The 15075-nt window shown below is 68.6% G+C and carries 13 protein-coding genes and 1 pseudogene; 7 read left to right on the forward strand and 7 right to left on the reverse strand.

The genetic code is table 11. The features are described 5' to 3' along the window. Window positions 1–45: 45 nt before the first annotated feature. The 3 genes from GLP40_RS07985 to GLP40_RS07995 all read right to left on the reverse strand — a co-directional run bounded on the left by GLP40_RS07985 (window position 46) and on the right by GLP40_RS07995 (window position 3736). Window positions 46–897: a TIGR02569 family protein gene (locus GLP40_RS07985; protein ID WP_154787341.1), complete on the reverse strand. Its 852-nt coding sequence runs from the start codon at window positions 895–897 to the stop codon at window positions 46–48. A gap of 234 nt (window positions 898–1131) precedes the next feature. Then, window positions 1132–2316 (reverse strand): adenylyltransferase/sulfurtransferase MoeZ, encoded by a 1185-nt coding sequence (gene moeZ, locus GLP40_RS07990; protein WP_328289847.1) that lies wholly within the window; start codon window positions 2314–2316, stop codon window positions 1132–1134. Window positions 2317–2554: 238 nt separating this feature from the next. Beyond that, entirely contained in the window at window positions 2555–3736 is a 1182-nt protein-coding gene (locus tag GLP40_RS07995; protein WP_407671548.1) for a DUF3152 domain-containing protein, read from the reverse strand. 298 nt (window positions 3737–4034) lie between these two features. On the opposite strand from GLP40_RS07995, the gene GLP40_RS08000 reads away from it, so the two are divergent. Then, window positions 4035–4700: a TetR/AcrR family transcriptional regulator gene (locus GLP40_RS08000; protein WP_154787170.1), complete on the forward strand. Its 666-nt coding sequence runs from the start codon at window positions 4035–4037 to the stop codon at window positions 4698–4700. Window positions 4701–4854: 154 nt separating this feature from the next. Here the strand turns inward: GLP40_RS08000 and GLP40_RS08005 are convergent, their stop codons facing one another. The 3 genes from GLP40_RS08005 to GLP40_RS08015 all read right to left on the reverse strand — a co-directional run bounded on the left by GLP40_RS08005 (window position 4855) and on the right by GLP40_RS08015 (window position 7157). After that, on the reverse strand, window positions 4855–5082 hold the full coding sequence (locus GLP40_RS08005) for a DUF3107 domain-containing protein (RefSeq protein ID WP_181584114.1): 228 nt from the start codon (window positions 5080–5082) through the stop codon (window positions 4855–4857). Between the two features lie 192 nt (window positions 5083–5274). Continuing rightward, window positions 5275–5976 carry a ferritin-like fold-containing protein gene (locus GLP40_RS08010; RefSeq protein WP_154787172.1) on the reverse strand — a complete coding sequence of 234 codons (702 nt, stop codon included), beginning with the start codon at window positions 5974–5976 and terminating at the stop codon, window positions 5275–5277. Between the two features lie 146 nt (window positions 5977–6122). Then, window positions 6123–7157 (reverse strand): alpha/beta fold hydrolase, encoded by a 1035-nt coding sequence (locus GLP40_RS08015; protein ID WP_328289848.1) that lies wholly within the window; start codon window positions 7155–7157, stop codon window positions 6123–6125. Window positions 7158–7583: 426 nt separating this feature from the next. Between GLP40_RS08015 and GLP40_RS08020 the strand changes: the two are divergent. The 4 genes and pseudogenes from GLP40_RS08020 to GLP40_RS08035 form a co-directional block, all read left to right on the forward strand. Further along, window positions 7584–9140, forward strand: a pseudogene (locus GLP40_RS08020) (DEAD/DEAH box helicase); the annotation flags it as partial. 1152 nt (window positions 9141–10292) lie between these two features. Further along, a complete protein-coding gene (locus GLP40_RS08025) occupies window positions 10293–11516 on the forward strand; it encodes an Rv3212 family protein (protein WP_328289849.1) in 1224 nt (407 codons plus the stop codon). A 171-nt stretch (window positions 11517–11687) separates the two neighbouring features. Beyond that, complete coding sequence (locus tag GLP40_RS08030; RefSeq protein ID WP_230329329.1) at window positions 11688–12305, forward strand: acid phosphatase; 618 nt, start codon at window positions 11688–11690, stop codon at window positions 12303–12305. Continuing rightward, window positions 12302–12781 carry a GNAT family N-acetyltransferase gene (locus GLP40_RS08035; protein WP_154787174.1) on the forward strand — a complete coding sequence of 160 codons (480 nt, stop codon included), beginning with the start codon at window positions 12302–12304 and terminating at the stop codon, window positions 12779–12781. The genes GLP40_RS08030 and GLP40_RS08035 overlap by 4 nt, the downstream gene beginning before the upstream one ends. Before the next feature lie 141 nt (window positions 12782–12922). Here GLP40_RS08035 and GLP40_RS08040 read toward each other — a convergent pair whose 3' ends face one another. Further along, entirely contained in the window at window positions 12923–13360 is a 438-nt protein-coding gene (locus tag GLP40_RS08040; protein WP_328289850.1) for a hypothetical protein, read from the reverse strand. 209 nt (window positions 13361–13569) lie between these two features. On the opposite strand from GLP40_RS08040, the gene GLP40_RS08045 reads away from it, so the two are divergent. Beyond that, complete coding sequence (locus GLP40_RS08045) at window positions 13570–14508, forward strand: diacylglycerol/lipid kinase family protein (RefSeq protein ID WP_328289851.1); 939 nt, start codon at window positions 13570–13572, stop codon at window positions 14506–14508. A gap of 256 nt (window positions 14509–14764) precedes the next feature. Then, window positions 14765–15019 carry a WhiB family transcriptional regulator gene (locus GLP40_RS08050; protein WP_011211115.1) on the forward strand — a complete coding sequence of 85 codons (255 nt, stop codon included), beginning with the start codon at window positions 14765–14767 and terminating at the stop codon, window positions 15017–15019. Window positions 15020–15075 lie beyond the last annotated feature (56 nt).

Below are 15075 nucleotides of genomic sequence, written 5' to 3' on the forward strand. Positions count from 1 at the left end.
CGCCGGATTCGTCGCCCGGCGCGGCCTTTTCGTCTGTTCACACCCCTAGAGCAACAGGCGGGTCATGTCGGCGGTGCGCGCCAGGCCCGGGAACGCATCGGGAGTGGAACGCGGGTGCAGGGCGTGCACGGCAAGGCGGAACATGACCGCGCGCACCAGCATCTGAGGCCATTCGGGGAGATCGCCCCAGCGCTCCAGCAGACCGTCATCGGCCCCGCCCCAGGACAGGGCATCGACCACGATGACCGCCGCCGCCCACGGGGCGGGTCGCCAGTACGGGGTGATGTCGGTGAGGCCGGGCGCGAAATTGCCCGAGAACAGGACGGTTCCGAACAGATCCCCGTGCACCAACTGCGACGGCGTGGTCACCGGCTTGCGCAGGGTGGACAGCTGCGTGATCAGGGTCAGGCTGTGATCGCCGTCCGGTGAGGTCGACGGGAGCATGCCGCCGATCTTGAGACTGCGCAGCGGAACCGCTTCCCACGCAGCACGATCCGCGGCCGCGAAGACATCCACGTCCGCCCACGGGGCGACCGGCTGCGCCGCCAGGAAACGCGGGCGCTCCAGATGCGCGGTCACCTGGTGCAGACGCAGCGACAGCGACACGACTTCGTCGTGCCGCGGCTCCGGCACACCGTCCAGGTAGGTGTCGGCGCGCCAACCGGATACGACATACCGTCCATCGGTGGCCCGCACCGGTCGCGCCAGGCGCAGCCCGTCCACCCGCAGGGTCTCGCGCACCTTCGCCGACCACGCCGCTCGCGCGTGATCGGTCACCGGGCTCAACACCACATCGCCACACCGCCAGCCGCCGTCCCAGTTCCCCAGCGGAACCGGCGCTTCCTCGCGCAACCCGAAGGTCGAGCGCACATGCTCGGGGGGTTCCACAGCAGTCATGGTCACGCGCGTACGGTACCGCTGGCCAGGTTTTCAGATCAGAAGCCGCGCCGCGCATCCCACACGCCGTTCCAGGGGGTGCGAAGTCGCCGACTCGTTCGGAGTCCAACCGCCGACGCCTATGCTCGCTCACGGAGTCCGACACCGAGCTCGGTGGCGCACAGACTCGGCGGTGCATAGAACCGAGAGCACACAGGCCCTCAGCACGATGCTGAGGGCCTGTTCGGTTGGCGCTCAGTAGACCGGCAGCGAGGGGTCGATCTGGTTGGCCCAGGCGATGATTCCGCCCTGGAGGTGAGTGGCGTCGGAGAAACCGGCGTTCTTCAGGGCCGCGAGGGCCTCGGCGGAGCGAATTCCGGTCTTGCAGTGGAGGACGATCGGGGTGTTCTGGGGGAGCTCGGCCAGTGCCTCACCGGAGAGGATGCGGTCCTTGGGAATCAGGCTCGCGCCCTCGATGCGGACGATGTCCCATTCGACGGGCTCACGCACGTCGATGATGGCGACATCCTTGCCGGCGTCGAGCATCTCCTTGAGCTCACGGGCGGTGATGGTGGAGCCGATGGCCGCGGCCTGGCCCTCCTCCGACACCACGCCGCAGAACGCGTCGTAGTCGATGAGCTCGGTGATGGGCTGGCGCTCGGGATCGCGGCGCAGCTTGATGGTGCGGTAGCTCATGTCCAGTGCGTCGTACACCATGAGCCGGCCCAGCAGCGGGTCGCCGATACCGGTGATCAGCTTGATCGCCTCGGTCACCATGATCGAGCCGATGGAGGCGCACAGCACGCCCAGCACGCCGCCCTCCGCGCAGGAGGGGACCATGCCCGGCGGCGGAGCCTCGGGATAGAGGTCGCGGTAGTTGATGCCGCGGCCGTCGGGGGCGTCCTCCCAGAACACCGAGACCTGGCCCTCGAACCGGTAGATCGAGCCCCACACGTAGGGCTTGCCGGCCAGGACCGCGGCGTCGTTGACGAGGTAGCGGGTGGCGAAGTTGTCCGTGCCGTCGACGATCAGGTCGTAGCGGCTGAACAGCTCCACCGCATTGTCGGGTTCGAGGCGAATCTCATGCAGCTCCACGGTGATTCCGGAATTGATCTCCAGAATCGAATCGCGGGCGCTGTCCGCCTTCGAGCGGCCGATATCGGACTCGCCGTGAATGATCTGACGCTGCAGGTTGGAGGCGTCGACCTCGTCGAACTCCACGATGCCGAGCGTGCCGACACCGGCGGCGGCCAGGTACAGCAGCGCCGGGGAGCCGAGACCACCGGCGCCGATCACCAGTACCTTGGCGTTCTTCAAGCGTTTCTGACCGTCCACCCCGAGGTCCGGGATGATCAGGTGGCGGCTGTAGCGGGCGACCTCGTCCCGGGTCAGCTCCGCCGCCGGCTCCACCAGGGGCGGCAGGGAGGGATGCGATGACACGTCTTCGGACTCCTCAATCGAATTCGCCGGATACTCGCGGCCATTCCTGCAACACCGCAAGGCGGGGCGTTCTTCCCCAGCCTAGGTGAGGTTCGGCTCTCGAAGCTCTCAGGGGCTCACGCCCCTGAAACCCCCGAGGTCCGCGGAAGAGACACAGCCGGGCGGGGAGGTCTGAGGCGGCGGGTCGGGTCGGCGGGCTGCTGTCCCTCGGCGTGCCCGGGCCGGCGCCGGAGGCGGCTCAGGCCCTCGGGTAGGGCCAGGGATTGAAGCGGCAGGTCTTGCCGTCCATGGGCACCACGCCTTCGGGATCGAGCTTCGCGATGTCGTTGTTCTTGGTCCCGAAGGTCTGCTGCATCATGACCGGGGCCAGGCCGCCGTCGATCTCGCAGGGCTGATGCTCGTGGTAGCCGATGGCATGTCCCACTTCGTGATTGATCTGGTACTGCCGGTAGGACCCGACATCGCCCTCGAAGGCCAGCGCACCGCGCACCCAGCGCACCTCCGAGAGCACGACGCGGCCCAGATCGGCGTTGTAGCAGGAGGAGTCGACCGGAATTTCGAAGCCACACGACTTGCGGGTGGTGTCGCGGGAAGTCAGCGAAATGCGGAAATCCGGCGTGCCGGTGTCCACGCGGCGGAAGGCGAATCGCGGATCATGGGTCCAGGACTTGGGATTCGCGAGCGTGGCGTCCACCATCTGGCCGATGGCCGGATCGCCGCCGAGGCTGGCGGTGTCCACGCCGTCCTCGATCTCGACGGTGTAGGTGAACACGTGCTGGGAGCCGGTGCCTACCTGACCGGTATTGCCGGGCACCACATGCCAGGCGCCCGCCGCGGTATCGGTGTAGGGACCGCCGGGCGGGACCGCACCGGTGGGCAGGTCTGCCGCGTACTTGCCGTCGCCCTTGGGCGCGCCGCCGATGATGCCGCTGGGTTTGTCGGTGTGCTCGCTGAGGCGGCCGAAGCCGGGCAGTCCGGCATCGCTGTCGCCGCTGTGGCGCAGCGCGTCGACGGCGACCAAGACGGTGATGATCAGCAGCACGGGCAGCGCGTAGGCGCGCCAGCCATAGGTGTTGACGAAGCGGCCCAGCGGGCTCTGCCTCTTGGTCTCACGGTCGGGGCGCTGCCGGTTGCGAGTGTCGGCGGGCGGGGCGGTGGGATCCCAGCGGGCGCGCAATGGCTGATGCGGCAGCGGCAGCTGATCACCGGCGGGCAGGCTGGGATCGGGCGGGGTGATGAGCTCGGAAGATACCGGCGCGCCGGTCTGCGAAGCGTCGGGGTCGGGGTACAAACCGAGCGGATCGTAGATCGGCCCGGTGGGTCTTCCCCGTCGCTTGTCGCCGGCCGCCTTCGGCACACCGGTTCCCACGGGGCGGCGCGAATCGCGCCCGCCGGAACTACTGCCCCCATGGTCGGTCACGCCTGACAGACTCTCACAGCCCGGTTCCGCGCACGGAAGGGCCGTGGTCAGGCGGCGCTATTGCTGCGAGATATCTCACGATAATGCGGCAGAGCTCACAAATCGGAACATGTGCTACACAGTTGTGATCGGCCTCGCATAATCGACGCGAGTACCACTCGACCATCACAGGTGCTGACCGACAACAACCAGCACACCAAAATTCGGAACCTGGATCGGCACGGGCCCTATGAGCGAGTATCGTTCGTGGGATACCGGTGACATCCTTCCCACCGGGAATCAACTGGGAGAAAAGGCAATGACTGACCTCGTGGACCGGATGACGTCGCACCGCATGTCGTCCGAGGCCATGGCGACGAGCAAGCGCGGTACCCGCCTGCCCCGCGAGGCGCGCCGCGCGCAGCTACTCGCCGCAGCCAGCGAGGTCTTCGTGCTACGCGGCTATCACGCCTCCGGCATGGATGAGATCTCGCAGTGCGCCGGCGTCAGCAAACCGGTGCTCTACCAGCACTTCTCGAGCAAGCTCGAGCTGTACCTGGCGGTCCTGCAGAACTATGTCGACGCCCTGGTGTCGAGCGTGCGCCAGGCGCTGCGCTCCACCACCGACAACAAGCAGCGCGTGCGTGCCGCCGTGCAGTCCTACTTCGACTTCGTCGATCACGAAACCCAGGGCTTCCGACTGGTTTTCGAATCCGATCTGACCAATGAGCCGCAGGTGCAACGCCGGGTCGAGCAGGCCACCGAGGCGTGCGTGGACGCGGTCTTCGATCTGGTCGCCCATGATTCCGGCCTGGACCCCTACCGCGCCCGCGTGCTCGCCGTCGGCCTGGTCGGCGCAAGCCAGCTGAGCGCGCGGTATTGGCTGGAGGCGGATCGCCCGATTCCCAAGGACGACGCCGTGGATACGACCGTCGCGCTGTGCTGGGGCGGCCTCAAGAACGTGCCGCTGCACCCGATCGATTGAGAGAGAAATTCTCTCGACTCTCGGGGCTCTCGGAGGTAAACCCCTGAAACCCGACAACAGCAAAAGAATTGCCCCGCCGAGCGACTTCGGCGGGGCAATTCTTTTATGTCCCTGGGGGTTCAGGGCGTAACGCCAGAGATTCCAGCGGGTTCGACTAGACGGCGGCGAAGCCGACGCGACCCGAGGACGGGGTCCCGATCTCGACGTAGGCGACCTTGCTGGCCTGGATCAGGAACTTGCGGCCCTTCTCGTCGGTCAGCGCCACGACGCCGCCGTCGCCCTGGAGCGCGCCGGTGACCAGCGCCTCGACCTCGGCGGGGGTCTGCGAGCTGTTGATGACGAGCTCACGCGGGCTATCCGAAATGCCGATCTTGACCTCCACGGCCAACCTCCGAACCTAGAGTCCTGTGCTGTCCTGATCACGCTAGCGCAATCCCGCCTCCCCGGAACCTCAGCGCCCGGCTGAGAGCCGTTGACGGTCGCGCACGCGTGCCGGCGGTTGGGAGCCAACCCGATTCTGGACGTACCCGACGAGTAGTCCCAATCGTTGCGAAATCAGCCGTCACCTCGGCGTTCAGGACAACCCGAGCATGCGCATGCGCTCGGCGTGGCTGTTCTGCATGTGTTCGAACAGCGTGGCGATGCCGTTCAGATCGCCGGTGGCGGTGAGCACCAGCTCGGTGAGGCTGTCGCGCTGGGCCATCACGTACTGCGCCTGGGTGATGGCCTCGCCCAGCAGGCGGCGGCCCCACAGCGCCAGCCGATCCCGCTCGGACCGATTCCGGGCGACCGCGGTGCGCACCTCCTCGATGACGAATTCGGAGTGGCTGGTCTCGGCCAGCACGTCGCGCACCACGTCGGCGACCTCGGGAGCCAGGGCGCCGGCGATCTCGGTGTAGAAGTCGGCGGCGATACCGTCGCCGACATGGAACTTGACCATCGACTCCAGCCAAGTGGAGGGGTCGGTCGAGGCGTGGTAGGCGTCCAGGGCGCGCACGAACGGGGCCATGGCGTCGAAGACGTCCACGCCACGATCGGCCAGCGCCTGCTCGAGGGTCTTGAAGTGTTCCATCTCGTTGCCGGCCATCTTGGCGACGGCCACCCGGCCGCGCAGCGTGGGCGACAGCTTGGCCTCTTCGGCGAGACGATAGAAGGCGGAGATCTCACCGTAGGCGAGGACCGCGAACAGGTCGGTGACTCCGGAGTGTTCGGCGGAGATACGGCCGTCGGAGGACTCCGAGGCAGCGCCGAGCGCGGTGGACGAGTTTGCTCCCATGGCTCCCCACCCTAGCCGCCGGACACCCGGCGCATTCGCCCATCGGCGACCACACCCGCGGCACACCTTCGATCCGTTCGTAAAATCTTGCTATACAACGCAATTCATGATCGAACCGGCGAGTCGGGACTGCGGGGACCGCGCGGTCAGGTCCGGTCGCGCAGGAACTTGTCGAGATAGGTCCACGTGGTGTCGCGGGCGATGAGAATGCCGAGGTGAGAACCGGGCGCGGTCTCGTACCGCACCTCCTGCGAGCCTGTCAGCGTCTTGGTCCCGTGCTCCACGGCGGCGGCCGCGGTGATCACGTCGTTCGGCCCGCCGACGAGCAGCACCGGCTGGGTGATGTCGGCCAGCGCGATCTCTCGCTCGCCCAGGCGCACGACGCCCTTGCCGATGTCGTTATTGAGGATGAACCGGCCCCACAGCTGGTTGTAGAAGCGCCCCGGATACCCGGGCAGCGAATTCTGGAACCGGTCGATGGTCTCCATTCGGGCCAGGGTCGCGGTATCCGCGAGATTGCGCGCAATGAAGAACGGGCGCTCGAGTTCCCGATCCCAGGCCGTGGCGCGGTAGGCGATCCTGGTCAGCTGTGCCGAGACGCCGCCGACCGCGCGGATGGCGGCGGTCGCGGTGCGACCGCCGTCGAGACGGGCCAGCGTGCGCAGTTCTCGCGCGCCGACCATGTGGTCGTAGCTCAGCGGCGCGCCGACTGCCGTGATGGACCGGATGGGCAGTGTCTGGTCGGCCGCGGCGGTCAACAGGGCCAGGACGCCGCCGATGGACCAGCCCACCAGATCCACCGGACAGCCGCCGCGGTCGGCGGACACCTCGCGGACCGCCTCGGGCAGGATGTCGTCGATCCACGTCTCGAAGCCCATGCGGCGGTCTTGGAAGGTGATGTCGCCGTAGTCGACCAGGTAGGGCGCGCGCGCGGATTCCAGGAGGAAGCGGGCCATGCTCTGGTCGGGGCGCAGATCGAAGCAGAAGGCGGGCGCGGCCAGCGGCGGCACCAGCAGCACCGCCGGATCCTCGGCACTCGCACCGTCGTAGCGGCGCAGCTCTCGATGCGGCGCGTCCGACAGCACCGTCGACGGGGTCGGTTCGGGGGCTTCGATGCCGTCGCCGAAGGTCAGGGCCCACGCGTTGCGCGCAGCGGTGGTCACGGTGTCTGCCAAACTCACGGCACAACCTTCGCAGGTAGTGGTACATGATGTAACACATATGTGAGCAACTCAACGGTCACCGATGTGGTCCACACGGTTGCCCCCGGACGAATTATGGTGCGCCGCAATCATTAACGGCAATGCGAAACCCCGGATCAGGCCGCCTTCCACCATCGATAAGCGCGCTACCAGCGCAATAACGCTGCACATTAGCGGTGGCGGAAAACAGGGCGAAGGCCGTATCACGCTACAATCTCTGCGGACGGCGGAAATTCATGCCCGTAGTCCTTGGAAAATGTGCGCGCACTCCGATCCGCAGCACTGCACCGCCGCGCCAGGTCGACGCCCATCCACCGGAGAGGCATCCCGCAGCGGCGAGAAACGGATCAAGTGGTCGTCGCGGACCGACCGGGTCCGCCCCACGCCTCGTGCGCGCGAGACGCGATAACGAGGAAAGGCAAGAACCTGAGCAAGATCACCGTAGAGCAGGAACCTGGTGTGGCGGACACGCTGCTGACCGCGGAACTCGACGAGACCCACACCGCTCCCTCCTTCGCCGAATTGGGCGTGCGGCCCGAAATCGTCCGGGCCCTCGCCGACATCGGCATCGAACGCACCTTCGCCATTCAGGAACTCACCCTGCCGCTCGCGCTGGCCGGTGAGGATCTCATCGGCCAGGCCCGCACCGGAATGGGCAAGACCTTCGGCTTCGGCGTGCCGCTGCTGCACCGGATCGCCTCGGAGGGCTCCGGCACCAAGACCCTGGACGGCACCCCGCGCGCCCTGATCATCGTGCCGACGCGCGAGCTGTGCATCCAGGTCACCCAGGATCTGGAGAACGCCAGCAAGTATCTGAAGGACGACAACGGCACCGCGGTCCGCGTGACCGCCATCTACGGCGGCCGTCCCTACGAGTCGCAGATCGAGGCACTGCGCGCCGGCGTCGACGTGGTCGTCGGCACCCCCGGTCGCCTGCTGGATCTGGCCGAGCAGCAGCATCTGATCCTGGGCAAGGTGGAGGTGCTGGTCCTCGACGAGGCCGACGAGATGCTGGACCTGGGCTTCCTGCCCGATATCGAGCGGATCCTCAACATGGTCCCCGAGCACCGGCAGACCATGCTGTTCTCGGCCACCATGCCGGGCCCGATCATTACCCTGGCCCGCACCTTCCTGAACCGGCCCACCCACATCCGCGCCGAGGAGCCGCACGATTCCGCGGTGCACGACCGGATCACCCAGTTGGTCTACCGGGCGCACGCGCTGGACAAGAGCGAACTGGTCGCCCGCATTCTGCAGGCCGAAACCCGCGGCGCGACAATGATTTTCGCGCGCACCAAGCGGACCGCGCAGAAGGTGGCCGACGATCTGGCCGAGCGCGGCTTCGCCGTCGGCGCGGTACACGGCGACCTGGGACAGATCGCGCGCGAGAAGGCGCTCAAGAAGTTCCGTGAGGGCAAGATCGACGTGCTGGTCGCCACCGACGTGGCCGCCCGCGGCATCGACATCGACGACGTCACCCACGTCGTCAACTACCAGTGCCCGGAGGACGAGAAGACCTACGTGCACCGCATCGGCCGCACCGGCCGCGCGGGCCGCACCGGCGTCGCGGTCACCCTGGTCGACTGGGACGAGCTGAATCGCTGGGCCCTCATCGACAAGGCCCTCGACCTCGGCATTCCCGAGCCGGTGGAAACGTACTCCCGTTCTCCCCACCTGTACGCGGAGCTCGGCATCCCCGAGGGCGTCACCGGCGTCGTCCGCAAGCGCAAGCCGGAGCGCGACGAGGACGCCGTGGTCGTCGAGCGCGAACGCCGCGGCACCCGCTCCCGGAACCGCCGCCGCACCCGCGGCGGCCGGCCGGTCGAGGGCGACGCGGCCGTGGTGACCACCGAAACCCCTGCCGCCGAGGCCGATTCGGCCGTCGGCGACCCGGAGAAGTCCGGCCGTCGCCGTCGCCGTCGCCGCCGCGGCAAGGGCGGCAACACCCCGGTGGACGCCACCGCCGCGACGACGGTCGAGACCGAACTCGGCACCGACGGCCCCGTCGAGGTTTCCCCCGATGTCCCGGCGGATGCCGTGGACGGCGCCCGCCGCGAACGCAAGCGCACCCGCCGCGCAGGCAAGGATTCCGTCGAGGCCGCAAACGCCGTGAGCGATGCGACGCCCGCCGACGTCGTCGCGGAGCCCGCGGTCGCCGAGGCGCCCGCGTCTGTCGAGGCGAGCGTGGCCACCGCGCCGGTCGAGCCGGACTCCGGCTCCGGCGCGGTCACGGCCGACCTGCCCCGCAAGCGCACCCGCCGGAGCAAGAACGCCGTCGAGGCCACGGCCACCGCGGAGGCGGCCGTCATTGCCGAGCCTCCCGTCGTCGCCGACGCGCCCGTCACCGCTGAAGCGGACGCGCCGCGCAAGCGCACCCGCCGAGCCAAGCCCGCCGTGGCCGAATCCGCCACCGGCGCCGACGATTCCGCCGCTTCGGTGGAATCTGCCGCCGCCGACGGCGACTCGGCGGAGCCCGCTCTGCGGGCTCCGCGCAAGCGCACCAGCCGTGCCGCGAGCACGGCGCAGACCGCCGCCGAGTCCGCCGACGGCACCGACGCCGAGGTCACGGCGCAGGCCCCGACGAGCGCGCCGCGCAAGCGGACTCGAACGGCCGCAGCGGCGACCGCGGACGCGAACGGATCGGCCGAGGCCACCACGGAAACCGCGGACAACGCCGAAACGCCGAAGGCCGCCCCCCGCAAGCGCGTCCGCAAGGCCGCAGCCGCCACCACGGACGCGAACGGATCGGCCGAGGCCACCACGGAAACCGCCGACAACGCCGAAACGCCGAAGGCCGCCCCCCGCAAGCGCGTCCGCAAGGCCGCAGCCGCCACCACGGACGCGAACGGATCGGCCGAGGCCACCACGGAAACCGCGGACAACGCCGAAACGCCGAAGGCCGCCCCCCGCAAGCGCGTCCGCAAGGCCGTCAAGGCGGAGGTCGAGGCGGAGGCGGGTGCTGCGGCAAGCGGTTCCGACGAGGCCGCGGCGGCGGCTCCGGTGCGACGGACGCGGCGCAAGAAGGCTGACGCGGACGCCGAGACCGCCGTGGTGGTGACCGACACCGCGGTCGCGGCCTCGGCGTAGCCGCACGGATCGGCTACTCTCGCTGTCGTGCTCGCACCCGAGCGGCGGACGCGCGCCGATATTCTCACCGCTGTCGCGATCGCCGCTCTGGTGGCGATCGCGACAGTGGTCGTGGTGCTGACCAGTGATGTACGCGGCACCCATTCGCAGACCGCGAGCCGCACCGTGGCCCCGCCGGCCTCGAACGAACCCGTGCCCACGCAGGTCAAGGAACTGTGGCACGCGCCGGACGGGGCGGCCATGCGTTCGCTCGCGGTGGGCGGGGTGGCGGTCACCGCCGACGGCGGCACCGTCTCCGGGCGGAACCCGCGCACCGGCGACGAGATCTGGAAGTACCAGCGGGACCTGCCGCTGTGCGCGGTGGAGGTGCAGTTCGGAACGGTCATCGCCACCTATCGGGATGAGCGCGGGTGCAGTCAGACCACTCTGCTCAACGCCGAGAACGGGTCTCGGGTCGCGGCGCGGTCCAGCTACATGGACAAGCAGATCACCCTGGCGCCGGACGGCACCTATGTGCTCGCGCTGGGCGACGATCGCCTGGAGATGTGGCGTTCGGATCTGGTCCGCACCCTGGAGTACGGCTATGTCGACGCCCCGGTGAACCCGCACACCCAGCCGCGCAGCGACTGCCGACTGCTGTCCGCGGGCTCGGCCCCCAGCCGGGTCGCGGTGCTGGAGCGCTGCCCGAAGGACAACGCCGACCGGCTGTCCATCCTCAATCCCGCGCCCAAGGACGGCACCGCGCCGGAGGAGTACAGCTCCCACGTGCTCAACGAGCCCGGCGGCGCGGTGGACGGGGCGCGGGTCGTCGCGGTATCCGACACCCGGATCGCGCTCTACCTACCCGCTACGCAGACCACTGCGCCGATGCTGACCGTCTACGACGTCAACGGCAATCTGCTTGCCACCCACCAGGTTCCGGCCTTCGCGAACACCGCCGCCGTGGCGCGGCTGTCGACCGCCTTCTTCGTCTACACCGGCGACAATCTGATCGCCCTCAACCCCACCACCCTCGACCCGCAGTGGGAGGCCCAGCATGTGCTCGGCACCGCGGCCATGATGTCCGGCCAGCTCGTCGTCCCGGTCCCGGACGGCCTGGGGATCCTGGATCCCGCCACCGGCGCGCAGATCTCCCGAATCCCGCTGCAGCGCAGCGACTACCACAATGAGCCCATCACGCTGGGCGTCTCGGGCACCGTCTTCCTGGAACGCCGGGGCACCCAGGTGTACGGCGTCGGCGCGGCCTCTTGACCCCGACCGTCCTCGGCGTGCCGTCGCGACAACTGATTTCGCGAGGCACCGGGTAATTCCCGGGTACGGCCGGCACCGGTTCGCTCTCAACCGCCGGCACGGGTGCCCGATCCCGAGGGCTCTGCGGCGCCCGCTACATGTTCGGGGAGGCGGTGGAGCATGATCGGTTTCATGAGCGGCGACGAATTCCGATTGATAGTCCTGCGGCACGGGGAGACGGCGTGGTCGGCCGCGCGCCGCCACACCGGCCGCACCGATGTGCCGCTCACCGACGCCGGCCAGGCCCAGGCCCGGGCCGCCGGAAAACTGCTGCGCGACTTGGACTTGCGGAATCCGCTGGTACTCAGCAGCCCCCGGCAGCGCGCGCTGCGCACCGCCGAACTGGCCGGACTCACCGGGGTCGTCGTGAACGACGACCTGGTGGAGTGGGACTACGGCGACTACGAGGGCCGCACCACGCCCGAGATCCAGCGGACGTCTCCCGGCTGGACCATCTGGACGGGCGAGACCCCCGGCGGCGAGACCGCCGAGCAGGTCCGCAAGCGCGCCGACCACATACTGGCGACCGTCGTCCCCGAACTCGACACCCGCGATGTGGTGCTGGTCGGCCACGGCCACTTCTCCCGCGCGCTCATCGCCCGCTGGGCCGAATTCGAGGTGATCGAAGGCCGCCGATTCTTCCTGTCCACGGCCGCGGTTACCGTCATGGGACACGACCATCAGGAGCGAACCGTGCTCGCGCACAACCTGATGGCGCCGCTCGACCCGCAGGAAGGGGCCGCCGAATGATCCGCCGCGCCACACCCGCCGACATTCCGGCGCTCGTGCAGCTCGTCCACGACCTGGCCGAGTACGAGAAGGCATCCGACGAGTGCACCCTCACCGAGGCCCAGCTCGAGACGGCCCTGTTCGGCCCTGAGCCCGCGCTGTACGCCCATGTGGCCGAGAGCGATCAGGGCGTGGTGGGCTGCGCGATCTGGTTCCTGAACTTCTCCACCTGGAAGGGCGTGCACGGGATCTATTTGGAGGATCTCTACGTCAAGCCGGACGCCCGCGGCCGCGGCCTGGGCAAGAGCCTGCTCGCCACCTTGGCCCGCGACGCGGTCGAGCAGGGCTACGCCCGCGTCGACTGGTCGGTGCTCACCTGGAACACCCCGAGCATCGACTTCTACGAGTCCATCGGGGCCCAGCACCAGCACGAGTGGACCGGCTACCGCCTCGCCGGCGCGGCGCTGGCCCGCCTGGCGACGCACGCCGACGACTGATCTCGCCGCTGCAGCGCCGGAAAGCGCTCGCTCGCCCGTGAGGTGGGCAAGCGTCCGAAAAGTCGCTCACGGGCCACCGAGCGACCTTCGCGGCCCCATCGGCGAGCGCCACGGCGCATCGCAGCCCGACTGAACGGGCGCTCACTCGGCCGGAGAGCCGTACCCCGCGGCCATCCATCGGTTCGAGGCCGGCGCGAACAACCCGCCCAGCGCGCCCAACGCCAGCAGACCCAGCGGCGCCCCGAACTCCGGCCGGTCCGAGGTGAACATGTAGTACGCGACGCCGAGCAGCAGCAACTGCGTCAAGGTCGCGATGGCCCGCCCCCACCGCTTGCCACGCAGCAGCCCGATCCCCGCGGCGAACACCGCACCGCCCAGGATCGCCGCGTACCCGGCGGTGAGGTAGCTGTTCTTCGGGCTCTGGGCAGACCCGTTCACGCCGACGATGATCAGCACGACCATCGCGACCAGACCCAACGCGCCCTCGAGGGCGACCAGCGCGCCCGCGACGCGCACCGTCACCGGCACGGCCTCGGTCTCGTCCGCCGACTTCTGCTCGCCCTTGTTCTGCTCAGCCACGGTCCCAGCCTACGACCGAGTGTCGTTGCCGAGTGCACCTGCACTGCCGTACGCCAGTTGGGAACTGGCACTTCAAGGTTCGCGGCCGTCTCGTCCTGGACAGCGGCTCGACAGACCTCCGCCTCGGAGGGGGAGCGGAGCGGAGGTGCGCGGGACGAGACCTTGGGGCGGCGAACCCACCGGACCGAAGCGAAGGCAAAATGGGCACTGTGCGGACGTTGCTGATCGTGAACCCCAATGCCACCTCGACCACCCGATCCACCCGCGATCTGCTCGCCCACGCGCTGGAGAGCCGCACCCAGCTGACCGTTCGCCACACCGAGCATCGGGGGCACGCCGCCGAACTGGCGCGCTGGGCCGCCGACGCCCGGATGGATCTGATCGTGGTGCACGGCGGGGACGGCACCGTGAACGAGACCATCAACGGCTTCCTGCCGCTGCCGGGTGAGACGCAGCGCGAATGGCTGCCGCGGCTCGGCATCATTCCCGGCGGTTCGGCGAATGTGTTCGCGCGCTCACTCGGCATCGAGCCGGATCCGGTGACCGCCACCAATCAGCTCATCGATCTGGTGGCCGACGCGGCGGACCGCCGCATCGGACTCGGCGTCGCCGACGATCGCTGGTTCTGCTTCAGCGCCGGCGTCGGACTCGACGCGGACGTGTGCGAGGCCATCGACGCCAAGCGCGCGAATGGCAAGGCCGCCACGCCCGCTCGCTATCTGCGCACCACGGTCCGGCAGTTCTTCCGCGCCAAACGCCATGCCCCGCACGTACGTCTGGATATTCCAGGTCACGAACCGGTCACGGATGTGCATTACGCATTCGTCACCAATGCCAGTCCTTGGACCTATCTCGACAACACGCCCGTGGTCACCAACCCGGGGACGGCGTTCGAATCGGGTCTCGGGGTGTTTGCCATGCGAACCATGGATGTCCTGCCCACCCTGATGGTCGCGCGGCAGTTGCTGTCGGCCGATGCAGATCCCAAGGGCCACAAATTGTTTCGCGAGGACGATGTTCCGGCCGTGACCATCACGGCAGAGGAACCGATCGGCTTGCAAATCGATGGCGACTTCATCGGACGCCGCAACATGGTGAATTTCACAGCCGTCCCGGATATCCTCGATGTGGTCGCGCCGAAGCCCTAGCCGGTTCGACACACCTGAGAAACATCGTTGTTGCGCTGCGAAAACTGGCTCGACCGAGTACAAATGACACGGCGGACCCCCTTGTAGGGGTCTTACAGCGTGAGCTTCCCCACGGTGCACCGGGTATCTATTGACATCTACGGTGTTCGTGAAAGCATTCACAAGCAACCGTGCGGAAACATTCGAGTCGCACAAGTGAACGGACCACAAACCCGAAGGGGCAGCGCCATGCGCGCCCTAGCAAAGGAGCAGAGGAATGGACTGGCGCCACAAGGCCATCTGTCGCGACGAGGACCCCGAGCTGTTCTTCCCGGTGGGAAACAGTGGTCCGGCGCTCGCGCAGATTGCCGATGCCAAGCTGGTCTGCGCTCGCTGCCCCGTCACCGCTGACTGCCTTTCCTGGGCCCTGAAGTCGGGCCAGGATGCCGGCGTGTGGGGTGGTATGAGTGAGGACGAGCGTCGCGCCCTGAAGCGTCGCAACGCGCGTACGCGTACCCGCACCGTCGTCTAACCAGCTAGACGGCAGGCGTTCGGTCGACCCCAGCCTCGCGGCCGCAGCGCAATTCG

Origin of the sequence: Nocardia aurantiaca (genome assembly GCF_009708175.1) — a bacterium.
Classification (GTDB): domain Bacteria; phylum Actinomycetota; class Actinomycetes; order Mycobacteriales; family Mycobacteriaceae; genus Nocardia; species Nocardia aurantiaca.